Raw genomic sequence first — 23,827 nt, 5'->3', positions numbered from 1 at the left:
GGCGCTGCGGCCGGGCAGGCCGTCCGAACACCGCAGCCTGCTTCATCGTTGCACGTCAAGGCGTGTATTTCGCTACTACTGCTGAGTTTTCGCTCGTCTACATCAACTACTCAGCAGGCGCTTCTTCCGCATGGAGTTCCGCCGAGATCTCACCCGCTTTCCGTTCCTCATATCCGGCCCAGTACAGCGCCTCGTGGTGGTGACCCCGGTCGACATCCGCGACGGCCTTTGACGCCCAAGGCCGGATCTTGATGATCAGGCGCACGGACAACGACCTGTACTCGATCCCAGGAGGCCAGCTTGAGCTCGGCGAAACACTGGCCGAAGCGGCAGTCCGGGAGGTCCGCGAAGAGACGGGAATCGAGTGCGAGGTTACGGGAGTGATCGGCCTGTACTCAGACCCCAAGCACGTCATCGCCTACGACGACGGGGAGGTCCGCCAAGAGTTTTCAATCTGCTTTAAAGCAAAGCCGAGAAGCAACTCTCTCCGAATCAGCGACGAAAGCAAGGAAGCACTCTGGACTGAGCCGACCGAGCTAGACGGACTTCAGATACATCCATCGATCAGAACCCGCATTCAACACGGTCTATCCAATAGCGACATTGTACAGTTCACCTAGAACCGTCAGATCCTTACTATCGCAAGAAACTGAGACGGCTGGGTTCGGCGCGAACCATAATTGGTCATGCGAGTCTTCGCCCGCGTTAGCAAGATCTGCCGAGTCGCCCGCGAGAGAGCGACGTAAAAAGCGCGCATCTCAGCCTTTACTGCTTCGACTTCTCTCGCTCGAAAATCCGGAATTTGACCTTCATTACACGCAACAAGAGCGACAGCCTTGAATTCTCGACCTTGCGCCTTGTGAATGGTTATCACACGAACACCCGGCTTTTGAATGTCACCTCTCTGATGACGAGTAATGTGAGCTCGAAAATTGCTATACGTCCTACCAGCCTCATCAGTAGAATCAGAGAATCGAGACCACGCTTCCTCTAATTGCGCCAAATCCGAGCGCCAAGCGATATTCTTTATATCCAGCGCGCGAAGGCGTACAAAGAACTCGTCGACATTATGTGAGTCCACAAGCGGCAACAGTGCTTGCATCTCAGGACTAGCCGATTTCGCCAGAAGGTCACCAGGACCATCCGACGACTCACTAGTGACATCTACTGCGTCCGCCAGCTGCCTACGAGCCGATCGATGACTTGGAGAACTAAGAAAGTTGATTAGCGCGACAACAACTCTTGCAGGCTGAGACTCAAGCCAGTCGTCTTCTGCACTTCCTTCTACCCATTCGATACCACGCTCAGATAGGGCACTCTTCACGAAGCGAAGACTAGCGGCAGTACGTCCCATAACGGCAATTTCTTCGGGATGAACTCCGCGCGATTCGCCAGGCGCAGCGGCTCCTTCATCGATCCCCTGCTCTATTAAGCGCTTTACCCAATCAGCAACAAAACTTCCTTCTTTTACTTCGTCCTCAGCTTCGAAAAAGTTGACCGACCCGCTCGCCGCAAACTCCACAGTATCGTCAACACTTGGTTTAATCGCTAATCGATCAGCAACCCTAGCGGCAACTTCCACGATTTTACGCGCCGATCGATAGTTCTCGTTCAAGCTAAATCGTCGAGCATGGTACTCACGCTCAAATCGATTCATCAATTCTGGGTCCGCACCGGCGAAACCAACGATTGATTGACGTTCATCCCCGACGAGCATCGCGTCGATATAGTTTGAATCCGGAACTCCAATAAGTGAACATAACACAGCGTACTGAGCGGGTGTCAAGTTCTGAGCCTCATCGACAACCACCTGACCATAGGTCCGCCGCATGTGCCGTCTCATCCAAGAACTATCAAGAAGCTCTAAAGCCTTATCTAGGATTGCCGGATAGTCGACCGCCCCGCGACTCTCCAGAGCATCCCTCCACAAGTCAAGATACTCCGTCGACCTTCTTGCAGCACGCGCTGAGTCGAGTTCTATAAGAACAGAGCTAAGGTCACCTGCATAAGATTGCCCTCGCTCCGCGAGCCAATATTGGAGCAACTCAATGCGATCTTCGTCTCTAGTTAAGATCTCCGGGTCGGCCGGCAAACCGATCCGGGTACCAAACTGTCGAAGCAGGTTCAGACAGAAACTGTGAATTGTCTCCGCGTCAACCCTTCGATGCAGTCCTCCCAGACGCTTCTCTAGACGACTACGTAACGCATCTGCAGCTCGCACCGTATACGACACGGCAAGAATTCGAAAATCTTCTTCACTCGAATCACGCAAAATCCGTTCGATTCGATGCGAGACGACCTCAGTCTTTCCGCTTCCAGCTCCAGCGGAGACGACGATAGCCTTTTCCGGACTATCCACTATCGCCTGCTGCGCCTCGCTTAGTCGGATACCGACGTCCGCCACCCTCTACTCCTAACGCTTCGGAAGCACCGCATCCAGCATGTCGATTAACTGACATATAGCGCGCGGCCAGGGTTGAGATCCGTCGGATTCTTGCCCAACCAAATACGTGCCGGCTTTTGCAAGTTCGAGAGCAACCAGGCGGCCAACGACGCCCTTCTTTCTCTGCATGAACGTTTGAACATCACCATTACCTTTGTAGCCTAACGGCTCACACGCTCGCTCGCACAGCTCGCGATCGAAGTCGACGAGCATCTTTTCTGTCGCAGCACCTTTTTCATACTCGGAACTCTCATCCGGAACCCAAATTACGTGACCTTGGCCATCGCTTGCATACTGCTCCATGATCCGCTTAACTGCACCCTTACCTGCAGTATCAGAATCGCTAAACAGGAACCAGGGAACGCCGATCAGGCACGCAAATTTTACGACCGCTGTTGCATAATCTCCCTCCATACTACCTGGATCCACGACACATATGCCGTGCGATCGACCTTTCAGCGCCTTTCTGATTAGCGGCGGGAGCAGCGCGCGCTCAGTTGCACCGTCGCCAATAACAATAGCCGATGCGAAAATCAACTCGCCGAACGGTCGCTCTATTAATCGGCGAATCTTTTCCATCTCGTCCAAATGAAGCTGAGGGTTCAGCGCACGATGCCTATGACTGTCACCTACTTTTCCGGGTTTAAAGTCGACAACCTTCGCGCCGGCCGGCGAAGTTTGCAGCACACGCAAAGCGCTGGGCTCAGCCACGGAAACGAGGTGGGCCGAGTGAGAGCTGGTCACAACTTGACCTCGCATACTGTTGAGCAACTCATGAAGTTCAAACTGAGCTTGGGGATGCAGATGAACTTCAGGTTCCTCGATCAAGCTCACAGGATGCGGCAACAAGGTAGGTCCATCTCGTCCAAGTCGCCGGTCATACAGGACAGACTGAACTTGGATTGACGCGAGACTGCGCGCTCCTGAACCATGTAGCCGGAGAGGATAATCGCCAAGACCACTATTCAAGCTGATAGAAACACTTCGGGCAAGCTCCTCAAGTCTCGTCGGCAATGCGTGCAGTTCGGGATACCCGATCTCGTCGATTGAACCAGCCAACACGGATAGCGACTCTTTAAGAGCAGCCAAGGATCCACTCGATTGCATTATCTTCTCACCGAGAATCCTCAGCTCGTCACTTAGATCTTGACGATCTCCTGAGACTATTTCGAGATCATCTAGAATACGACTAATCGGCGAGTTTCTTCGGGTAAACTCATCAGCCAAATCCCGCCTAGTTTCCACGAGATCTGCCGCAACGATAGAGCGTTCGCGTCCTGTTAGCGATCTGGGATTCCCCAATGATTCCCAAGTTCCACTGTTCTGATCGAAAATTAGGGCAGCATAATCAGTCCGAACACCCATCCCTTCGCGGGACGGCTTGATTATTGCTCGCCATGCGACTCGTTCAACTATGGGATCCTCGCTGATGCTCTGCACCAGCAGCGACAATCTTTGGCCCACTTGCAGGCTAAAAACTGACTCTTCTCCCGTCTTCACGCGAGGAGCTATGACGACATCTATAGTTGCTTCTTCGAGACTATCAATTGTTAGATCATCTCGAGTAGCGCCGGTTGCCCCGAGCACTATGGCAAGGGCCCTGAGCAAGCGAGACTTACCGGCGTTGTTTCGGCCAACAATGATAGTCAGACCAGGTTCAAGGTCGAGCACGCACTCGCCAATACCTCGAAAATTGCGGACGGTCAACTTTTCAACGTAGACAGGCGCAAAGTTCTTATCACTGTCATGGTTTGGCATACTCACGCCTCGATACCGTTTCTGGAGCTGTTGCCGAACTTGACTCTATGGGATCGAGGGCGCGCCGACGAGACGGCGCGCCGGTCGCCTACGTAGCCACTCGCCTGGGCGGCCGCATCCGCTTCCGACACGGCGGGCTGCCGCTCCGCTTCGCCCGCCGGCCGGGCGGTGGGGCCGCCAGCGGGTCGCCTGACGCAGCGCCGCGCGGCGGCGGCACACGAGTCCCCTGCCCCATCCCGGCCTCCTCAACGAGCTACGAGCGGTGGTGACATGCGGGTCGCTCGTGACTCGATCTCCGTTACGCACCGTCGCGAGCGCCTCCATCCCGACGCCTGATCGTGACAACGGCCGGTGGTGCCGGGTCAAGACGGGAAAGCGTGTCTTGACTCGGTACCACCGGCCGCGTGCTGGCTTCGTATCGGAATGCAGGGGTCGGTGTGGCTGGTCCGCCAGGCCGTCTCCAGGCCGTCAGAGGCCAGGGAGCGGCGACAGCCGACGAGAACTAGCGAGACACATCAGCGCAGGTCAGAGGCCGTTTACGGCGAAGTGAGCGAGGTCGACCAAACCCGGCTGAGAAATTCTGGACGTCCTTCGAGGGGACTCAGCAGATTCAGCAGCTCATCGTGGCCCGCCGGATCCTCGGCAAGACGTCCGCGGAACTCAAGTAGCCCAAAGCCCCTGAAGGCCACCATCACGGCACGAGATGCCCTGATGGTGGCCTTCAGAGCACTTCAGGAACCCGAAGCGGCGATCTGGTCGTCCAGGAACTCGTCCAGGTACCGCCAAGTCGTCCCCCGGGCCTTCCGGCCCGTGAGGACGCCCAGGTGACCTCCCGGAGCCGTCTTGAAGCGGACCTCCGGGGCCTTGTCCAGCAGCTCCACCACCCGCTCCACCGACGGCCGGGGGGCGATTGTGTCGTTCTCGCCTGCCACCACCAGGGTTGGGACGCGGACCGCCGACAGGGAAATGATTCTGCCGTTCAGGTCCACCTTGCCCTCGGCCAGGTCGTTCGTGCGGAACAGGCGGTGGTACAGCTGGCCGAACGTGCGGCCCGGATACGCGTACATGTTGCTCATGAAATGGTCGACCGCCTCGACCTGGGCCAGGTAGTCGCGGTCGTCGAGGTTCTTCAGGATGGCCAGCGGTTTCGTGATTTCCTTGCTGATGCCCGTTGCGCGGAACACCCTGCTGACCAAATAGGACGGTGCGCCGCCGAATGCTCGGTAGATCGGGGTCAGGAGGTGGCCGTTGGTCAGGTCGACCAGGGGGCGGAACGGGGCCACGATCGGGATCGCCGTGAAGTCCACCGGTGAGCCGATCGCCGTGATCGATGCTATCGGCAGGTCCGGGCGGTCGGCGTTCACCAGCAGGGAAAAAATTCCGCCAAGGGACCACGACACCAGGTGGACGTCCTGGCCGCCCGCGTCCTGGCTCACGCGCCGGATTGCGCGGGGCAGGACTTCGTCGATCCAGTGCTCGATGCCCAGGCGGCGGTCGGAGAACGCCACCATGCCGTAGTCGACGAGGTAGGTGTTGCGGCCCCGGTCGACCAGGTGCTCGATGAGGCTGCAGCCGCGGCGCAGGTCGAAGCAGATCGCCGGCGCCGCCAGCGGGGGCACCAGCAGGATCGGCGGCCCGGACACCTTGCCGCCGCTGTGCGTCATCCGATACAGCGACCGGTTGGGGCCCTGGTCGATCAGCACCCGCGGCATCGGGCGCAGGTCGGCGACGCCGCCGTGCAGCACCTTGCCGACGACGTTCGACGCTGCGGCAGCCAGCCGTGCGGGCGGTGAAACCATGGTTCTCGTGCCTCCTGGACGCGGTGTTCGCCCGGCAATCTTGCCCCGGCGGCCCGTGCCCGCTCAACATCTCCCTTCCCGCGGGCACCCGGCAACCCCGTCCAATTCGGACAGTCGTTAGGCCGTCCGAGTTACTCCGGGGCCGCCCCGGGCGCGCTCCGGGCGGCCCTCTCTTCGTAGGCCGCACGGGCCGGGGAATGGGCTGCTGAAGCCAAAAGCCGGTCCGCCTTCAGCGCGCGAGCGAGCGCTTCCCCGGCCCGGCGCGGCAGCAGCCGCGTGAGCTTGCCCATAGTGCCCAGCGACCGGGGTACGAAAACGTCGAAACGAGGTTTGCGCAGCGCGGATACGATGGCGTCGGCCACATCTTCCGGCCGCACCGACTTGATCACCTTCGCCTCGCCGAGGCCGCTGGCCAGTTCCGTCCGCACAATGCCGGGCATCACGCACGAAACGCGGACGCCGCTGCCGTGCAGTTCCAGGTGGACCGCTTCGGACAGCCCGACGACGGCGTGCTTGGTCGCGCAGTACGTCGCCGCGCCGGGGAAGCCCGCCTTGCCCGCGAAGGAGGCGACGTTGACGATGTGCCCGCTGCGCCGCGGCCGCATCCGCTTCACCGCTTCGCGGGTGCCGTGGATGACGGCGTGGAGGTTGATCTCCAGCTGGCGCCGCGTCGTCGCGTCGCTCTCCTCCTCGAGATCCGCCAGCGACATGATGCCGGCGTTGTTGATCAGCACGTCGATCCGGCCGTGGCGGCGCTCGACCTCGTCGAGGAACGCGGTGAACCCGCCGATGTCCGTGACGTCCAGCGGCAGCGCCTCCGCGCCCAGCTCGGCGGCGGTCTTCTCGGCACGGACCTGGTCGAGGTCGCCGATCACCACCCGCGCGCCCAGCCGGGCCAGTGCCGACGCGGTGGCCGCGCCGATCCCCTGCCCGCCTCCGGTGATGACGACGACCTTGCCCGCGAGCTGTTCGGCCATGGCGACTCCTTCGTCTGTTGGCACCGCGTCAACAGTGTCACCCCAGCCGCGCGGTGGCGCTACCCCACGCGCTGCTCCAGCACCTGGCCGACCCACTCGTCGACGTTGAAGCGCATGGTCGGCTTGAAGCCCTGGCTCTCGTAGTACCGCTGCAGGTCGCCGTCGCCGCCGGCCCAGCAGTCGACGCGCACGAGGTCGATGCCGCGGCGCCGCGCCTCGTCGAGCGCGTACTCGATCAGGCGCCCGCCGACGCGCCGCCCGGTGAACCGCCGCGACGTGATGAGCAGCCGGATGTACAGCTCACGCTCGTCGACCGCCGGCACGTGCGGGTCGTGTTCCTCGGAGACGATCAGCGCGCCGGCGGGTTCGCCGTCGACCATCGCGATGCGCAGGCCGGGATCGGCGGCCATCCCCTTGACCCGCTCGACGCGCTTCGGGACGCCGCTCCACGGCTCGGTCCCCCACTGCTTCGAGCTGCCCCGGGCGACCAGCCACTCGACGGCTTCGTCGAAGAAGCGCAGCAGGGTGTCAGCGTCCCCGGAATCACCCGAACGTATGACGATGGTGTCCATGCCCCCTGTCTACCGCACAGTGAGCACGCGCGGGCCGTCTTCGGTGATCGCGACGGTGTGCTCGACGTGTGCGGCGCGGCTGCCATCGACGGTCAGGATCGACCAGCCGTCCTCGGCGTACCGGTAAGCGTCGCCGCCCCGGGTGAGCATCGGCTCGATCGCCAGCACCAGTCCGGGCTTCAGCCGCATTCCGCGTCCCGCGCGGCCTTCGTTCGGCAGGTGCGGGTCCTCGTGCATCGCCCGGCCGATGCCGTGCCCGCCGTGGTCGGCGAGCATGCCGTGGCCCTGCGCGCGGCCCGCGACGCCGACGGCGTGTGAGATGTCCCCGAGCTTCCCGCCCGGCTGCGCGGCGGCGATCCCCGCCCGCAGCGCCCGCTCGGTGGCCTCGATGAGCGCGAGGTCGGCGGGGTCGGCGGTCCCGACGACGAAGCTGAGCGCGGCGTCGCCGTTCCAGCCGTCGAGCACGGCCCCGCAGTCGATGCTGACGAGGTCGCCGTCCCGGAGGCGGTAGGCCGTCGGGATCCCGTGCACGACGACATCGTTGACACTCGTGCACAGGACGTGGGGATACGGCGTCGGCGCGGACCGCGGCTGGTAGCCAAGGAACGACGGCTTGGCCCCGGCCGCCCGGATGACCTCGGCGGCGACCTCGTCCAGCTCCAGCAGCGAGACGCCGGCCGCGGCGGCGTCCTTGACGGCATGCAGTGCCTCGGCGACGACGCGGCCGGCTTCGCGCATCATCGCCAGCTCGGCTTCGGTTTTGATCTCGACCATGGCGATAACTATACCGGTATAGTTATCGCTGTCGAGTGCGTGGTCAGGCGACCCCGAGGTGCCGCGAGATGAGCATCTTCTGCACCTCGCTCGTCCCCTCGCCGATCTCCAGGATCTTCGCGTCGCGGTAGAAGCGGCTGACCGGGAACTCGTTCATGAACCCGTACCCGCCGAAGATCTGGGTCGCGTCCCGCGCGTTGTCCATCGCCGCGTTCGAGGCCACCAGCTTGGCGATCGACGCCTCCTTCTTGAACGGCTCGCCGCGCAGCATCTTCGACGCCGCCTGGTAGTAGGCCAGGCGCGCGGTGTGCGTGCGGACCTCCATGTCCGCGATCTTGAACTGGATCGCCTGGTACTCGCCGATCCGCTTGCCGAACGCCACGCGGTCCTTGACGTACTTGAGGCACTCGTCGACGCAGCCCTGCGCGAGACCCACCGACAGCGCGGCGATCGCGACGCGTCCTTCATCCAGAATGGACAGGAACTGCGCGTACCCGCGGCCGCGGACACCCACCAGGTTGTCCGCCGGGACGCGGACGTCCGAAAAGGACAGTTCGTGGGTGTCCGAGCAGTTCCAGCCGACCTTCGAGTACTTCGGCGCCACCTCGAAGCCCGGCGTGCCCGACGGGACGATGATCGCCGAGATCTCCTTGCGGCCGTTCTCCATCACGTCCGTCACCGCCGTGACCGTGACCAGCCGCGTGATGTCCGTGCCCGAGTTGGTGATGAACGCCTTGCTGCCGTTGATGACCCACTCGTCACCGTCCAAAGAGGCCCGCGTGCGCGTCGCACCCGCGTCCGAGCCGCCGCCCGGTTCCGTCAGGCCGAAGCCGCCCAGTGCCGTGCCCGCGCACAGCGAGGGCAGCCACTTCTCCTTCTGCTCCTGGGAACCGAAGCGGTAGATCGGCATCGCGCCCAGCGAAACGCCGGCCTCCAGGGTGATCGCCACCGACGAGTCGACCCTGGCCAGCTCCTCCAGCGCCAGGCACAGCGCGAAGTAGTCGCCGCCCATGCCGCCGAACTCCTCGGGGAACGGCAGGCCGAACAGGCCCATCTCGCCCATCTTGGCGACGATCTCGTACGGGAACTCCTCCTTCTCGTACAGCTCGCCGATCACCGGGGCGACCTCGGCGTGCGCGAAGTCCTCGACGGTCTTGCGGAGGGACTCGTACTCCTCGTCCAGGCGGAAGTCGATCACTGCTGCTCCTCTTGAGGCGTAACGACGGCAAGGGTTTCGTCGAGCGCGACCTGCTGGCCCGCCCGGACGGGGAGTTCACTGACCACGCCGTCGACCGGCGCGGTGACCGTGTGCTCCATCTTCATCGCTTCGACGACCAACAGCGGCGTCCCGGCCTTCACGACGTCGCCCGCGGCGACCTTCACCACGAGCACCGTGCCCGGCATCGGGCTGGTGACCGGGCCGGCACCGGCGGCTTCGCCGCGCGACGAGAGCACGAACTCCTGTTCACCGAACGGGAAACTCAGCCCGTCGCGGGCCAGCCAGACCGTCCGATCAGGACCGCAGGCCTGGCGGTAGCGGTGGAACCCGCCCGCGTGCCGGATCTCCAGGACGTCGCCGTCGCGGCGGGCCGAGACCTGGACCGGTGCCTCATCGTCGACGAAGACGGTCGCGGCGGACGGCGTTCCCTGCACCCGGACCACGGCGCGGGCCGTGCCGGACTTCAGCCGGAACACCACACCGCCGGACCCGCCCATCCGCCAGCCGTCCGGGACGTCCCACGGGTCCACCACCGGGCCCGAGGGCTGCAGTTCCAGGAAGCGGTCCAGCGCCGCCGCCACGAAGAACTCGGAAGGGACGTCGGCGGAGACCAGTTCGGCCAGCCGCCGGTCGACCAGCTCGGTGTCGAGCCGCCCGGCGCGGACGTCGTCGTCGGCCAGCAGCGCGCGCAGGAACGCCGTGTTGGTGCCGACGCCCAGCAGCGCGGTGTCGGCCAGCGCCAGGTCGAGCCGGTGCAGGGCCGCCGCGCGGTCCGGGCCCCAGGCGATCACCTTGGCCAGCATCGGGTCGTAGTTCGAGCCGACCACCGCGCCCGTGGTCATCCACGAGTCGACGCGGACGCCCTCGCCGGACGGCTCGTGCACCGCCAGCACCGTCCCGCCGGTCGGGATGAACCCGCGCGCCGGATCCTCGGCATACACGCGCGCCTCGACGGCGTGTCCATTGAGGACGACGTCGGACTGCGCCACGGTCAGCCGTTCCCCGGCCGCGACCCGGACCTGCCACTCGACCAGGTCCAGGCCGGTGACCAGCTCGGTCACCGGGTGCTCGACCTGCAGCCGGGTGTTCATCTCCATGAAGAAGAACTCGTCCGGGTTCTTCGCCGACATGATGAACTCGACGGTGCCCGCCCCGACGTACCCGACCGAACGCGCGGCCTCGGCCGCCGCCGAGCCCATCTTCTCGCGGGTCGCGGGGTCCAGCAGGACCGACGGCGCTTCCTCGATGATCTTCTGGTGCCGCCGCTGCAGGCTGCACTCGCGCTCACCGAGGTGGACGACGTTGCCGTGCTTGTCGGCCAGTACCTGGATCTCGATGTGCCGCGGGGTCGTGACGAACCGCTCCATCAGCAGCGTGTCGTCGCCGAAGGAGCCCTTGGCCTCCCGCCGCGCCGACTCGATCGCCGCGGCCAGCTCGTCCGGCCCGTGCACCAGCCGCATCCCCTTGCCGCCACCGCCTGCGGACGGCTTGAGCAGCAACGGGTATCCCACGCGAGCGGCGGCTTCGGCGAAACCGCCGTCCGGGATGTCCACATCGGACGCCCCGGGCACGACCGGGACACCGGCCGCCGACACCGTCGCCTTGGCGCGGATCTTGTCGCCCATGGCTTCGATGGCCGCCACCGGCGGGCCGATGAACACCAGTCCCGCGGCCTCGCAGGCGCGGGCGAACTCGGCGTTCTCCGCCAGGAAGCCATAACCCGGGTGCACCGCCTGCGCACCGGACGAAACCGCGGCGTCCACAATGGCCGGAATCGACAGGTAACTGCGTGCGGCCTCGGCCGGGCCGATCCGCACCGCCGCGTGCGCTTCGCGGACGTGCCGCGCGTCGGCGTCCGCGTCGCTGTACACCGCCACCGCACGGATCCCGAGCGCCCGCAGCGTGCGGATGACCCGCACCGCGATCTCGCCCCGGTTCGCCACCAGCACTGAATCGAACATCATCACATCCGGAAGACGCCGTAGTTGACTTCGCCGAGGGGCGCGTTGGCCGCGGCCGACAGGGCCAGGCCGAGCACCGTGCGGGTGTCCGCCGGGTCGATGACGCCGTCGTCCCACAGCCGCGCGGTGGAGTAGTACGGGCTGCCCTGCGCCTCGTACTGCTCGCGGATCGGTTCCTTGAACGCCTCTTCGTCCTCAGTGGACCATTCGCCGCCGCGGGCCTCGATCGCGTCGCGGCGGACCGTCGACAGCACCGACGCCGCCTGCTCGCCGCCCATCACCGAGATCCGCGCGTTCGGCCACATCCACAGGAACCGGGGCGAGTAGGCCCGGCCGCACATCGAGTAGTTGCCCGCACCGAACGAGCCGCCGATCACGACGGTCAGCTTCGGCACCCGCGCGCACGCCACCGCGGTGACCATCTTCGCGCCGTGCTTGGCGATGCCGCCCGCCTCGTACGCGCGCCCGACCATGAACCCGGTGATGTTCTGCAGGAACAGCAGCGGGATCGAGCGCTTGTCGCACAGCTCGATGAAGTGCGCGCCCTTCATCGCCGACTCGGCGAACAGGACGCCGTTGTTGGCGATGACGCCGACCGGGTGGCCGTGGATCCGGGCGAACCCGGTGACCAAAGTGGACCCGTACTCCTTCTTGAACTCGCCGAACCGGCTGCCGTCGACGATCCGCGCGATCACCTCGCGCACGTCGTAGGGCACGCGCGGGTCGGTCGGCACGACGCCGTACAGCTCGGCCGGGTCGACGGCGGGTTCCTCGGTCGGCAGGACGTCCCACGGCCGCGGGGCACGCGGCCCGAGCGTCGACACGATCGAGCGGACGATCCGCAGCGCGTGCGCGTCGTCGTCGGCCAGGTGGTCGGTGACGCCGGACTGGCGCGCGTGGACGTCGCCGCCGCCGAGCTCTTCGGCCGTGACGACCTCGCCGGTCGCGGCCTTCACCAGCGGCGGACCGCCGAGGAAGATCGTGCCCTGGTTCCGGACGATCACCGCCTCGTCGCTCATCGCCGGGACGTACGCGCCGCCGGCGGTGCAGGAGCCGAGCACCGCGGCGATCTGCGGGATGCCGCGCGCGGACATCGTCGCCTGGTTGTAGAAGATCCGGCCGAAGTGCTCACGATCCGGGAAGACCTCGTCCTGCCGGGGCAGGAACGCGCCGCCGGAGTCCACCAGGTAGACGCACGGCAGGTTGTTGTGCAGCGCGACCTCCTGGGCGCGCAGGTGCTTCTTCACCGTCATCGGGTAGTACGTGCCGCCCTTGACGGTGGCGTCGTTGGCGACGACCACGCATTCGCGGCCGGAGACCCGCCCCACCCCGGTGATGATCCCGGCGGACGGCGCCTCGTCGTCGTACAGCCCGTTCGCGGCCAGCGGGGACAGCTCCAGGAACGGCGAGCCCGGGTCGAGCAGCGTGTCGACGCGGTCGCGCGGGAGCAGCTTCCCGCGTTCGACGTGCCGGGTGCGTGCCTTCTCCGGCCCGCCGAGCCGCGCGGCGGCCAGGCGTTTGCGGAGGTCTTCGACCAGTTCCGCGTGCGACGTGGCGTTGCGGGCGTAGGCCTCGCTGTCCGGGGCAGCCGAAGTCCCCAGTACCGGCGTGTCCATGGGCTCCCTCGAAGTTAGCAGGCGTTAACCTCCGCTCCGATGTTAGCGACCGCTAACACGGGTGTCCAGTGCCCGGAAAGCCGTGAAGGCCTCCTTCCCGGCGCCAAAAGCCGGAAAGGAGGCCTTCACTGACCTCGGATCAGCCGATGGCCGCCCGCAAGGGGGCGTAGTAGCCGCCCGACTGGCCTGCCACGGTCGGGTGATACGACTCGATCACCGGCCAGGTCAGGCTGTGCAGGTAGTCGTCGGCCGACGAGCAGATGTTGTGGCCGACGAAGGACGGCCGGACGTCGACGAACGTCGCCCCGGCCGCCGCCGCACGCTGCTGGATGACCGACGCGAGCGCGTCGGCACCCGAGTTGATCGCCGAGCGCTTGGTGTCGCTCAGCCCGACCCAGCAGGAGCCGGGCACGGTGTAGAAGCGCGGGTAGGACAGGACGACGAGGCGGGCGCCGGGCGCCTTGGCCTTGATCGCGTTGTAAGTGTTGGTCAGCAGCGGCGGGAGCGTGTTGTTCACGTACGTCTTCGCCGTGTTGACGCGGTTGACGCAGTCGGCGTCGCTCCCGAGGGTGCAGGACTGCATGACGTCGGCGAAGCCCGCGTCGTTCCCGCCGACGGTCACCGTGACGAGCGTGGCCGAGGAGGGAATCGAGTTCGCCTGGTTGATCACGTCGCCGGTCTTGGCCCCCGAGCAGGCCAGGAACGTGAGCGACGTGCCGCTGTGTGCGTTGGTCCACAGCTGCGGATAGGCGTTGGAGCTGCGGTAACAGCTCCCGGAACTGCCGTAGCTGCCGGCACCCACCCCGGAGGAGTAGGAGTCGCCGAGCGCGGCGTAGACGGTCCCGGCGGCCTGGGCCAGGCCCGTGACGCCGAGAGAAGCAAGGACAACGGCCCCCAGGGCCGTACTCAACCGTAGAAGGGATCGCCGGAACTTACGGATGGGAACAGCCATGGGTCACTCCTTTGTGACAGGGCCGACCTGAATAGAACAGCAGGTGGAGGCCCCACAAGGAAGCCCGATTACCGGTAGGTAACCCACTCGGCCCACGCCGGAAGGCGGGAAGCGGCCGAAGTGATCCGGCTCACGGCCGGTCACACCGGCGGATCGGCCGGTGTCCTGTGGTCGATCCGGCGAAACGAAGGAGAAACCATGGGAGCCGCTTCAGTGCCTCGGCCGCATCCCGGCGAACAGGGCGTCGAGCACGCGGTCGACGTAGTCGTGGGTGACCGGCTCCTGCGTGATCAGGAACGTGAAGTACAGCGGGCCGGACAGGATCGCCATCCCGAGGCCGAGGTCGAAGTCCGGGGCGAGCTGCCCCTGGGCCTTGGCCACCTCGAGCCGGGCGACGGTCTTCTCCGTCTGCGGCCGAATGAACCGCTCGTTGAGCCCGGCGGCGACCGCGGGATCGTGCTGGGCCTCCCCCACCAGGTCCCGGTATAGCGGCCCCCACGGCGGCATGCCCAGCAGGTCGACCGCCGCGCAGATCTGCCGTCGCAGGTCGGCGACGACGTCGCCGGTGTCGGGGATGTCGAGCACCGGCTCGTTCACGGTGAGCAGCGAGTCCAGGAACAGCAGGCCCTTCGAGGGCCAGCGGCGGTAGACCGTGTGCTTGCCGACACCCGCGCGGGCCGCGACCGCCTCGATGTTCAGCTTCGCGTAGCCGGACTCGCGGGCCAGCTCCAGCGCGGCTCGCATGATCGCGGCCGTTCGGTCTTCGGAACGGGCGGCGCGTCGGTCGGTCACGTCGTCAGCATACGGCACGGCACGTGCCGTCTTGACAACGAACCACCGTAGCTCCACGCTAACCGCGGCACGGACCGTGCCGTGTCGTTTCACCAACCACTCAGGAGGCAGGCATGACCACGGATCGGACCGCGGTACTGGTCACCGGCGGCAACAAGGGACTCGGGCTGGAGACCGCCCGCCGGCTCGGCGGGCTGGGCTGGCAGGTCTTCCTCGGCTCACGCGACGAAGGCCGGGGGCAGGCCGCCGCAGCCGGGCTGGCGCGCGACGGCGTGGACGTGGTCGTCGTCCCGCTGGACGTGACCTCGGACGAGTCGGTCGCGGACGCCGAACGGCTGGTGCGCAAGCACACCGACCGGCTGGACGTGCTGATCAACAACGCGGGCGCGCCGGGACACGTCGTCCCGCCCGCGGAGGCGACGGCCGACGAACTCCGTTCGGTCTACGAAACCAACGTGTACGGGCCCGTCCGGGTCACGCACGCGTTCCTTCCCCTGCTGTCCGCCGCCGACCTGCCGCGCGTGGTGATGGTGTCCAGCGGCGGCGGCTCGTTCGCCGTCGTGACCGACCCCGCGCAGCGGGTGTCCAAGATGCACGAACTCGCCTACAGCTCGTCCAAGGCGGCGCTGAACATGATCACCGTCCGGTACGCCCAGGCACTGCCGAACTTCAAGTTCAACGCCGTGACGCCCGGCGAGGTCGCCAACCACAAGTTCACCGCCACCGACATGAACAACCACACGGGTCAGCTGACGGTGACCGAAGGCACCGACCCGATCGTCGCACTCGCGACGCTCGGCGCCGACGGCCCGACCGGCACCTTCGTCGACCGCCTCGGCCCCGTCGCCTGGTAACCCACCCCCACCCTCGAAACAGGAGCAGCACCATGAGCAAGGTCTGGTTCGTCACCGGTTCCTCGCGCGGCCTCGGCCGCGAGTTCACCGAAGCCGCGCTGTCCCGCGGCGACCGGGTGGCCGCGGCGGCCCGCCGCCCCGAAACCCTCGGGGACCTGGCCGCCACCTACGGCGACGCAGTGCTCCCGCTCGAACTCGACGTGACCGACCGGACTGCCGTCTTCGCGAGCGTGGAGCGGGCCGTCGAGCACTTCGGCCGTCTCGACGTCGTCGTGAACAACGCCGGCTACGCCCAGATCGGCGCGGTCGAGGAGCTGAGCGAGCAGGAACTGCGCGACCAGCTGGAGACCAACCTGTTCGGCGCGGTGTGGGTCGTCCAGGCCACGCTGCCGCACCTGCGGGCACAGCGCAGTGGCCACATCATCCAGCTTTCGTCGGCGGCCGGGCTCATCGCGATGCCGCTCGGCGGGGCGTACCACGCTTCCAAGTGGGCGGTCGAAGGCCTGAACGAGGCCCTTGCCGGCGAGGTGGCCGAGTTCGGCGTCAAGGTGACCGTGATCGAGCCCGGCGGGTTCGCCACCCGGGAGGGCAAGAACCCGGATCCCCTGGCCAACGGGCACATGGCCCAGCCCGACCCGGCCTACGACGGTCTCCGCCGCCGTCTCGCCGAGGTCGCCGGGAAGCAGCCGGCCGGCGACCCGGCCGCGGCCGCCCGTGCGCTGCTCAAGCTCGTCGACCTCGAGGAGCCGCCGCTGCGGGTGCTCTTCGGCCGGGGCTTCCAGCCGATGATCGAGCAGGCCTATGCCGAGCGGCTCAAGACCTGGGCCGAATGGCAGGACCTCTCGGCCGAAGCACAGGGCTGAACCCGGCCGTCCGCGGGGCGCTCGCCCCGCCCCGCGGACCCGGGCGCCGCGGCAGGAGTGTTAGCGGTCGCTAACATCGCGCTCTACTATGGCCGGATGCCGGCGAACTCAACCCCTCTCGTGAACGGCGAGAAGGCGAACAGGCGCGAACAGATCCTGTCCGCGGCCGCCGAGCTGTTCGCCCACCACGGCTTCCACGGCGTCGGCATCGACGACATCGGGGCCGCGGTCGGCATCTCCGGGCCGGCGCTCTACCGGCACTTCCGCAGCAAGGACGCCATTCTCGGCGAGATGCTGAACTCGATCAGCCGCTACCTGCTCGACGGCGGCACGGCCCGCGCGGCCCGTCCCGGCGAGCCGGACGACACGCTGGCCGGGCTGGTCCGGTTCCACGTCGACTTCGCGCTCGCGCACCCGTCGCTGATCACCGTCCAGGAACGCAACCTCGCGAACCTGACCGACGCCGACCGCAAGCAGGTGCGCGCCCTGCAGCGCCAGTACGTCGAGGTGTGGGTGAGGGTGATCCGCGAAGCCGTGCCGGAGCTGGGAGAACGGCAGGCTCGGTCGGCGGCACACGCCGTGTTCGGACTGATCAACTCGACCCCGTACAACCGCCATCTCGGTGACGACGAGCTCGCCGAACTGCTCTGCCGGCTCGCGCTGGGTGCCCTTCGCGCGGCTGGATGACCAACCCGGATCAAGGTATCCCCACGAGCGGCGTCGCTGGTGTTTGATGGGGCACGTGGATGCGGACTGGAACGAGCAGCTGCTCGTCGAGAAGGCTCAGCGGGCGTTGACCGCGCTGAGCCTCGGTGACGACGCCGAAGCCCTCGTCGAGGTCGCCCCGACGGCGACCGAACCGCAGGCCCGCGCGGACGAGACGAAGGCGCTGATGCTGCTGCTGTTCGGCGAGTGCAGCGCGATGGTGTCCACGCTCGGCGACGGGGGCAGCGCGCCGGTGAAGGTCCAGGTCTTCGACGAGGACGGCGAAGAGGTCTCGATCGACCAGGCCGACCCGCCGGTGCGCACGGCGGTGCGCACACTGCTCGCCGAGGTGCACGGCAACACCGAGGCCGCGCAGGAGCAGGTGGAGATCGCCCTGGCCAACGCGGCCCCGGACGAGGTCGACAGCCTGGTGCTGCAGGCCCTGCGCTGGACGATCCGGCTGTCGGTGGAGTGCCTGGACCGCGACCTGCCGGTGGCGCCCTGGATCTCCGAGGCCGTCTCCGACTGAGGCGCAACTTTCACGACGGGCGCAGCGAACGGACGATCGGGGCCAGGTACAGCTCCGCGAGCCGTCGCCGCTGGGCTTCGTCGTCGACCGGCAGCACCGTCTCCGGCGTCAGCACCAGCGACACCACGATGCGGATGAGCAGCTCGGCCATGCCGTCGACGTCTTCGGCGGGCAGGCTGAGCCGTCCGGCCGCGATCTCCGCGTGGAAGTGCGCCGCGATGCGGGCGCGGGCCGCCGTGAAGAGGGCGCCCGCCTGGACCGTCAGCTGCGGCAGGATCAGCTCCGGCTCGGTGCGCAGCAGGCGGTTGAGCAGCCGGTGCCCGCGCAGGTATCCCAGCGAGTAGCTCAGGCCCTCGATGAGCTTGTCCTCCGGCGTCGGCTGTGCCTCGACGACCGCATCGACCTTGGTCAGGAACCGCTTCATCTCCCGCAGCACCAAGGCCTTGAGCAGCTGGTCCTTCTTCGGGAAGTACCGGTAGATCGTCACGCGCGAGAGGCCGACGCGGCGCGCGACGTCGTCGACGGTGAACCGGCGCAGCCCGAAGTCCTCCGCCTGGGTGAGCGCCGCGCCCATGATCCGTTCCGCGGTCTCGTCCGCGGGCAGGTCGGCTTCGAGGGCGTGCTTCAGCAGGTCGCTCATGGGCTCACTTTACAACTTGACGGAAAATGTTTCGTGCGTTCTAGTGTTAACCGACACGGAGGAGGCGCGGCATGGGCGATCGCGAAGCCACGGCGGAACGGCTGCTCCGGTCGAGCGCCCGGCTGTCCTACGACCCGGACGTCGACGTCGACTGGGCCGCGCCACTGGACGAGGACCGGTTCTTCATCCCCGAAAAGCTCGTCTCGCTGTACGGCACGCCGCTGTGGGACACGCTGAGCCGCGCGCAGCGGATCGAGCTGTCGCGGCAGGAGCTGGTGAACACCGTCAGCGTCGGGATCTGGTTCGAGCTGATCCTCATGCAGATGCTGCTGCGCGCGTCCTACCGCCAGGACCCGACGACCCGGCACGTGCACTACGCGCTGACCGAAGTCGCCGACGAATGCCGCCACTCCACGATGTTCGCCCGGCTGATCGAGCACGTCGACGGACGGCCGTACCGCAACAACCGCTGGCTGCAGCTGTCGACGCAGGCACTGCCGTCGATCCTGCACGGGCCCGCGATGTGGGTGGCGACGCTGATCGGCGAGGAGATCTTCGACGCCCTGCAGCGCGAGCACCTCGACGACGAGTCGGTGCAGCCGGTGGTGCGCGCGGTGATGCGCATCCACGTGACCGAAGAGGCCCGGCACGTCCGGTACGCGCGGGACGACCTGGTCCGGTCGTTGGCCGTCGCGCCGTGGTGGCGCAAGGAGTTCGCCCGGATCGTGGTCGCGGTCGGCGCGCTGCTGATGTCGCGCCTGCTGTCCCGGCCGCGGCAGTACCTGCGCGCGGGCATCGACCCGGGCCCGGCGGTCCGGGCGGCACGCACCAGCCCGCACCGGCGGGCGATGCTGACGTTCGGGGCCCGCAAGCTCGTCCGGTTCCTGCGGGAGAACGACCTGATCGGCGGGCCGAGCGCGGTGCTGTGGCGCCGCGCGGGAATGCTCGAAGAGGGGACGTCATGGCGCTGAAGGATTTGCTCGCGGCGGGGACCGGCAGGCTGGCCGACCGGATCACCACGGCGGGCGAGGAGGCGGGCGACCGCGCGGACGACGTCGCGTGGCGGGTGGCGAAGCTGTCCGACCGCGCCGCGGAACGCGTCGGCGACTACGCGGCCGAGACGTCCCGGCGGGTCGCGAACCGGCTGGTCCGCCTGGGCGAACGCGTCACCGGCCGCCGCTAGCCCAGCAGCGCACTTTCTCGGACGCTCAGGGCAAGCGCCGGGCCGCTGACCCGCTAGCCCAGCAGCGCCTTCACCATCGCCGCGATCTGGCCGGTCTCGATGAGGAACGAATCGTGCCCGTACGGGGACGACACCACCGACGCCTCGGTGGACAGTCCCGCCGCGATCTCCTCCGACTGGTACAGCGGATAAAGCCGGTCGCTGTCGACGCCGCCGATCACCGCTCGGGCCGTCACGCGCCCTAGTGCCGCCGCCACGCCGCCGCGGCCGCGGCCGATGTCGTGGGTGTTCATCGACTCCGTCAGCACCAGGTAGCTGTTCGCGTCGAACCGGCGGGCCAGCTTCTCCGCATGGTGGTCCAAATAGGACTCGACGGCGAACCGGCCGCCCGCCAACGGGTTCTCGCCGTCCTGGTACGCGCTGCCGAACCGCCGGGCCAGTTCCGGCTCGCTGCGGTAGGTCACGTGCGCGATCCGGCGCGCGATGCCGAGGCCGCGATGGGGTCCCGAAGGCGCGGAATAGTAGTCACCACCGTGAAAACACGGGTCGCTGCGAATCGCGTGCAGCTGCGGTGCCGCCCACGCGATCTGGTCGGCCGACGCCCGCGCCGTCGAGGCCAGCACGAGCACCGACGCGACCCGGTCGGGCAGCGAGACCGCCCACTCCAGTGCCCGCATCCCGCCCATCGACCCGCCGACGACGGCCGCCCAGCGGCCGATGCCCATTGCGTCCGCCAGTGCCGCCTCGGCCGCGACCTGGTCCCGCACCGTCACCACCGGGAACCGGCTGCCCCACGGCTTCCCGTCCGGACCGGGTGACGACGGGCCCGTCGAACCCTGGCACCCGCCCAGCACGTTCGGGACCACGACGAAGAACTCCGTCGTGTCCAAGGCTTTTCCCGGCCCGATCAGGCCGTCCCACCAGCCCGCGCTCGGATGGCCCGGCCCGGCGGGACCGGCCGCGTGGCTGTCGCCGGTCAGCGCGTGCTCGACGAGGACCGCGTTGGACGCGTCGGCGTTCAGCGTGCCCCACGTTTCGTACGCGAGCGAAAACTCCGGCAGCACGCCACCGGCCTCCAGCGCGAGCGCGCCGGGGCCGGTGACGAACTTCCGGCGGCCCGGCGGATCACCGATCCGCCAGGCGCCGGTGACGGTCACAGTTCCGCCTTGGCCGCCCGGAATCCGGCCTCCAGGTCGGCCTTGAGGTCCTCGATGCCCTCCAGCCCGACGGCCAGCCGGACCAGGCCGGGCGTGACGCCGCTGGCCAGCTGCTCGCCCGGCGTCAGCTGGCTGTGCGTGGTCGACGCGGGGTGCACGATCAGGCTGCGCACGTCGCCGATGTTCACCAGCTGGCTGTGCAGTTCCGTGCCGTCGACGAACTTCCGGCCCGCCTCGACGCCGCCGCGCAGGTCGAACGACAGCACCGCACCCGCACCGCGCGGCAGGTACTTCTGCGCGTTCGCGTAGTGCGGGCTCGACGGCAGGCCCGCGTAGTAGACCTTCTCGACTTCGTCGCGCTCTTCGAGCCACTCGGCGAGTGCCTGCGCGTTCGAGACGTGCCGCTCGATGCGCAGCGACAGCGTCTCGATGCCCTGCAGGATCAGGAAACTGTTCAGCGGCGAGATCGCCGCGCCGGTGTCCCGCAGGATCTGCACGCGCGCCTTCGCCGCGTACGCGCCGGGGCCGAGCGCCTCCCAGTACTTCAGGCCGTGGTAGCTGGGGTCGGGCTCGGTGAAGCCGGGGAACCGGCCGCTGCCGAAGTCGAACGTGCCGCCGTCGACCAGGACGCCGGCGACCGTGGTGCCGTGGCCGCCCAGGTACTTCGTCGCGGAGTGCACGACGACGTCGGCGCCGTGCTCGATCGGGCGCAGCAGGTACGGCGTCGGCACGGTGTTGTCGACGACCAGCGGCACACCCACCTCGTGCGCGACGTCGGCGACGCCCCGGATGTCAAGGACGTTGCTGCCCGGGTTGGCCAGTGTCTCGGCGAAGAACAGCTTCGTGTTGGGCCGGACGGCGGCCCGCCACTGTTCGAGGTCGTCCTGGTCGTCGACGAACGTGACCTCGACGCCGAGTTTCGGCAGCGTGTAGTGGAAGAGGTTGTAGGTGCCGCCGTAGAGCGACGGGCTCGACACGAAGTGGTCGCCCGCGCCCGCGAGGTTGAGGATCGCCGCCGTGGTCGCGGCCGAGCCGGACGCGAACGCCAGCGCCGCGACACCGCCTTCGAGCGCGGCGAGCCGCTGCTCCAGCACGTCCTGGGTGGGGTTCATGATCCGCGTGTAGATGTTGCCCGGCTCGGCGAGGCTGAACAGGTCGGCGCCGTGCTGGCTGTCGCGGAAGACGTACGACGTCGTCTGGTAGATCGGCGTCGCGCGCGCACCCGTGGCCGGGTCCGGCGCGGCGCCCGCGTGGATCTGCTTGGTCTCGAAGGACCACGCCGAGGTCTCGGCCATCGGTTTCTCCTTGCGGCTCAAGGGGGTTCGTGTGGCCGAAGCTACTGCGGCCGAACGGTCCACCCAACTGCTCCCACGTCCTGGGAGGACGACCCTCTTGCCAACAAAATCTCTCTGTGTCTAAGATACTTGACAAGGGAGATTCACGGGCATGGAGGTAGTGATGACCGAACGAGTGCAGGTGCTCGTCGTGGGGGCCGGACTGGGCGGGCTGTCGGCGACGCTGTTCCTGGCGCAGGCGGGCGTGGACGTGCTGACGGTCGAGCGCCACCCGGGGACGTCGATCCACTCGCGCGCGGCCGGGCAGAACTGGCGCACGATGGAGCTGTTCCGCTGGGCGGGCATCGACCGCGAGGTCCTGGAGGTCAGCCCGCGGGCGTCGCAGGGGCTGCGGATCACGGTGGCGACCAGCCTGGCAGGCCGGGTGCTGCACCGGATCATGGAGGACGTCGGCGAATTCGACGTCTCGGCGTGGACGACCCTGCCCGCCGCACTGGCCGGCCAGGACGTCGTCGAGCCGATCCTGCTGGCACACGCGGAAAAAGCGGGCGCACGGGTGGAGTTCCGGACCGAGCTGACCGAGTTCACGCAGGACGACGACGGCGTCACCGCGACGATCCGGCACCGCGACACGGGCGAGGAACGGGTGGTGCGCGCGGACTACGTCGTCGCGGCCGACGGCGGCCGCAGCCGCATCCGGCAGCGGCTGGGCATCGGGACCACCGGCATGGACGCGCTGAGCCACTGCCTCGGCGTGGTGTTCGACGCCGACCTCGGCGACCGCGTCCAGCCGGGCGTGACCGACCTGTTCTACCTGCAGCACCCCGACTTCACCGCCGGGCTGGTGAACACCGACACGCCGAACCGCTACGTCTTCGCGCCGGACTACCACCCGGACCGCGGCGAAAGCCCGGCCGACTTCACCCCCGAGCGGCTCGTGTCGATGATCCGCGCGGCCACCGACCTGCCGGACCTGGAGCCGGAGATCGTCTGGACCGGCTCGTGGGAGATCGCCGCGCGCCTGGCCGACCGGTTCCGCGCCGGCCGGGTCTTCCTGGTCGGCGACGCGGCGAAGGTGACCCCGCCGACCGGCGGGATGGGCGGCAACACGGCGGTCGGCGACGGCGCGGACATCGCGTGGAAGCTGGCCGCGGTGCTGCGCGGCGAAGCGGGCCCGGCCCTGCTCGACACCTACGAAGCCGAGCGGCGGCCGATCGCGCGGATGGTCATCGACGCGTCGCTGCACAACATGAAGGAGCGGATGCACCCCGACCTCGACGTCTCGGGACTGACGAAGGCCGAGGACCCGCTGGGCATCCTCCTCGGCTTCCGCTACCGCTCGACGGCCGTGCTCGCGGAGGAGCCGGACGACGGCGAGCGCGTCGAGACGGCCACGCCGTCCGGCAGGCCGGGCTTCCGGGCGCCGGTCATGGAGTCCACTGTGGACCTGCTGGGCCGGTCGTGGGTCCTGCTGTGCGCGGGCGACGGAGCACGCTGGCACCCGGCCGCGGCGGACATCGCGGCGGAGACCGGCGTCCGCCTCGACTGCCACGCGCTCGACGACGCGACTTTCGCGGCGCGGTACGGGCTTTCGGCGGGCGGGGCTTCGCTGGTGCGTCCGGACGGGATCGTGGCTTGGCGGGCCAAGGAGCCGGTCGAGGACCCGGCCGGCGAGCTGTGGCGGGTGCTGACCACGGTCCTGTCGCGTTAGCGGGTCTGCCGCAGTCGTGGGGGGGGG

23 protein-coding genes are annotated in these 23,827 nt (G+C 67.5%); 8 read left to right on the top strand and 15 right to left on the bottom strand.

The window, feature by feature from the left end:
• Positions 1–106: 106 nt before the first annotated feature.
• Positions 107–265, bottom strand: coding sequence for an AMED_5909 family protein (locus ABJI51_RS21800; protein ID WP_348953078.1), 159 nt, complete (start codon positions 263–265; stop codon positions 107–109).
• Between ABJI51_RS21800 and ABJI51_RS21795 the strand changes: the two genes are divergently transcribed.
• Positions 252–620 (top strand): NUDIX hydrolase, encoded by a 369-nt coding sequence (locus tag ABJI51_RS21795; protein WP_431605650.1) that lies wholly within the window; start codon positions 252–254, stop codon positions 618–620. The two genes, ABJI51_RS21800 and ABJI51_RS21795, sit on opposite strands and share 14 nt — an antisense overlap.
• Before the next feature lie 5 nt (positions 621–625).
• Here the strand turns inward: ABJI51_RS21795 and ABJI51_RS21790 are convergent, their stop codons facing one another.
• The 11 genes from ABJI51_RS21790 to ABJI51_RS21740 form a co-directional block, all read right to left on the bottom strand.
• On the bottom strand, positions 626–2,404 hold the full coding sequence (locus tag ABJI51_RS21790; protein WP_348953077.1) for an ATP-dependent helicase: 1,779 nt from the start codon (positions 2,402–2,404) through the stop codon (positions 626–628).
• Between the two features lie 9 nt (positions 2,405–2,413).
• Positions 2,414–4,201 carry an ATP-dependent nuclease gene (locus tag ABJI51_RS21785; RefSeq protein WP_348953523.1) on the bottom strand — a complete coding sequence of 596 codons (1,788 nt, stop codon included), beginning with the start codon at positions 4,199–4,201 and terminating at the stop codon, positions 2,414–2,416.
• A gap of 731 nt (positions 4,202–4,932) precedes the next feature.
• Entirely contained in the window at positions 4,933–6,000 is a 1,068-nt protein-coding gene (locus ABJI51_RS21780; RefSeq protein ID WP_348953075.1) for an alpha/beta fold hydrolase, read from the bottom strand.
• A gap of 131 nt (positions 6,001–6,131) precedes the next feature.
• Entirely contained in the window at positions 6,132–6,977 is an 846-nt protein-coding gene (locus ABJI51_RS21775; protein WP_348953074.1) for an SDR family oxidoreductase, read from the bottom strand.
• 59 nt (positions 6,978–7,036) lie between these two features.
• Complete coding sequence (locus tag ABJI51_RS21770; RefSeq protein ID WP_348953073.1) at positions 7,037–7,549, bottom strand: GNAT family N-acetyltransferase; 513 nt, start codon at positions 7,547–7,549, stop codon at positions 7,037–7,039.
• 9 nt (positions 7,550–7,558) lie between these two features.
• The gene (gene map, locus ABJI51_RS21765) at positions 7,559–8,323 is read right to left on the bottom strand and encodes a type I methionyl aminopeptidase (protein WP_348953072.1); all 765 of its coding nucleotides are present in this window, start codon (positions 8,321–8,323) and stop codon (positions 7,559–7,561) included.
• A 43-nt stretch (positions 8,324–8,366) separates the two neighbouring features.
• Positions 8,367–9,521, bottom strand: a complete 1,155-nt coding sequence (locus ABJI51_RS21760; RefSeq protein ID WP_348953070.1) for an acyl-CoA dehydrogenase family protein — start codon at positions 9,519–9,521, stop codon at positions 8,367–8,369.
• The gene (locus tag ABJI51_RS21755; protein WP_348953069.1) at positions 9,518–11,503 is read right to left on the bottom strand and encodes an ATP-binding protein; all 1,986 of its coding nucleotides are present in this window, start codon (positions 11,501–11,503) and stop codon (positions 9,518–9,520) included. The genes ABJI51_RS21760 and ABJI51_RS21755 overlap by 4 nt, the downstream gene beginning before the upstream one ends.
• A gap of 2 nt (positions 11,504–11,505) precedes the next feature.
• Positions 11,506–13,119, bottom strand: a complete 1,614-nt coding sequence (locus tag ABJI51_RS21750) for a carboxyl transferase domain-containing protein (RefSeq protein WP_348953068.1) — start codon at positions 13,117–13,119, stop codon at positions 11,506–11,508.
• Between the two features lie 139 nt (positions 13,120–13,258).
• Positions 13,259–14,029 carry an SGNH/GDSL hydrolase family protein gene (locus ABJI51_RS21745; RefSeq protein ID WP_348953066.1) on the bottom strand — a complete coding sequence of 257 codons (771 nt, stop codon included), beginning with the start codon at positions 14,027–14,029 and terminating at the stop codon, positions 13,259–13,261.
• A 252-nt stretch (positions 14,030–14,281) separates the two neighbouring features.
• On the bottom strand, positions 14,282–14,863 hold the full coding sequence (locus tag ABJI51_RS21740; protein WP_348953065.1) for a TetR/AcrR family transcriptional regulator: 582 nt from the start codon (positions 14,861–14,863) through the stop codon (positions 14,282–14,284).
• 113 nt (positions 14,864–14,976) lie between these two features.
• Here ABJI51_RS21740 and ABJI51_RS21735 point away from each other — a divergent pair, with 113 nt between their 5' ends.
• From ABJI51_RS21735 to ABJI51_RS21720, 4 genes are all read left to right on the top strand, one after another.
• Positions 14,977–15,717 (top strand): SDR family NAD(P)-dependent oxidoreductase, encoded by a 741-nt coding sequence (locus ABJI51_RS21735; protein WP_348953064.1) that lies wholly within the window; start codon positions 14,977–14,979, stop codon positions 15,715–15,717.
• A 32-nt stretch (positions 15,718–15,749) separates the two neighbouring features.
• The gene (locus tag ABJI51_RS21730; RefSeq protein WP_348953063.1) at positions 15,750–16,580 is read left to right on the top strand and encodes an SDR family NAD(P)-dependent oxidoreductase; all 831 of its coding nucleotides are present in this window, start codon (positions 15,750–15,752) and stop codon (positions 16,578–16,580) included.
• A gap of 96 nt (positions 16,581–16,676) precedes the next feature.
• Positions 16,677–17,267: an SACE_7040 family transcriptional regulator gene (locus tag ABJI51_RS21725; RefSeq protein ID WP_348953062.1), complete on the top strand. Its 591-nt coding sequence runs from the start codon at positions 16,677–16,679 to the stop codon at positions 17,265–17,267.
• Between the two features lie 46 nt (positions 17,268–17,313).
• On the top strand, positions 17,314–17,814 hold the full coding sequence (locus tag ABJI51_RS21720) for a hypothetical protein (protein ID WP_348953061.1): 501 nt from the start codon (positions 17,314–17,316) through the stop codon (positions 17,812–17,814).
• Positions 17,815–17,824: 10 nt separating this feature from the next.
• On the opposite strand, the gene ABJI51_RS21715 is transcribed toward ABJI51_RS21720, so the two are convergent.
• Positions 17,825–18,454: a TetR/AcrR family transcriptional regulator gene (locus tag ABJI51_RS21715; protein WP_348953060.1), complete on the bottom strand. Its 630-nt coding sequence runs from the start codon at positions 18,452–18,454 to the stop codon at positions 17,825–17,827.
• A 71-nt stretch (positions 18,455–18,525) separates the two neighbouring features.
• Between ABJI51_RS21715 and ABJI51_RS21710 the strand changes: the two genes are divergently transcribed.
• Both ABJI51_RS21710 and ABJI51_RS21705 read left to right on the top strand, forming a co-directional pair.
• Complete coding sequence (locus ABJI51_RS21710) at positions 18,526–19,425, top strand: AurF N-oxygenase family protein (RefSeq protein WP_348953059.1); 900 nt, start codon at positions 18,526–18,528, stop codon at positions 19,423–19,425.
• Positions 19,416–19,637: a hypothetical protein gene (locus ABJI51_RS21705; protein WP_348953058.1), complete on the top strand. Its 222-nt coding sequence runs from the start codon at positions 19,416–19,418 to the stop codon at positions 19,635–19,637. The genes ABJI51_RS21710 and ABJI51_RS21705 overlap by 10 nt, the downstream gene beginning before the upstream one ends.
• A 53-nt stretch (positions 19,638–19,690) precedes the next feature.
• Here the strand turns inward: ABJI51_RS21705 and metX are convergent, their stop codons facing one another.
• Entirely contained in the window at positions 19,691–20,794 is a 1,104-nt protein-coding gene (metX, locus tag ABJI51_RS21700; protein ID WP_348953057.1) for a homoserine O-acetyltransferase MetX, read from the bottom strand.
• A complete protein-coding gene (locus ABJI51_RS21695; protein WP_348953055.1) occupies positions 20,791–22,089 on the bottom strand; it encodes a bifunctional o-acetylhomoserine/o-acetylserine sulfhydrylase in 1,299 nt (432 codons plus the stop codon). The genes metX and ABJI51_RS21695 overlap by 4 nt, the downstream gene beginning before the upstream one ends.
• Before the next feature lie 163 nt (positions 22,090–22,252).
• Between ABJI51_RS21695 and rdmE the strand changes: the two genes are divergently transcribed.
• Positions 22,253–23,800 (top strand): aklavinone 12-hydroxylase RdmE, encoded by a 1,548-nt coding sequence (gene rdmE, locus ABJI51_RS21690; protein ID WP_348953053.1) that lies wholly within the window; start codon positions 22,253–22,255, stop codon positions 23,798–23,800.
• Positions 23,801–23,827: the final 27 nt, after the last annotated feature.

It is taken from the genome of Amycolatopsis melonis, from assembly GCF_040064235.1.
In the GTDB taxonomy this organism is placed as follows: domain Bacteria; phylum Actinomycetota; class Actinomycetes; order Mycobacteriales; family Pseudonocardiaceae; genus Amycolatopsis; species Amycolatopsis melonis.
This window is presented reverse-complemented; position numbering and strand designations above follow the sequence as displayed.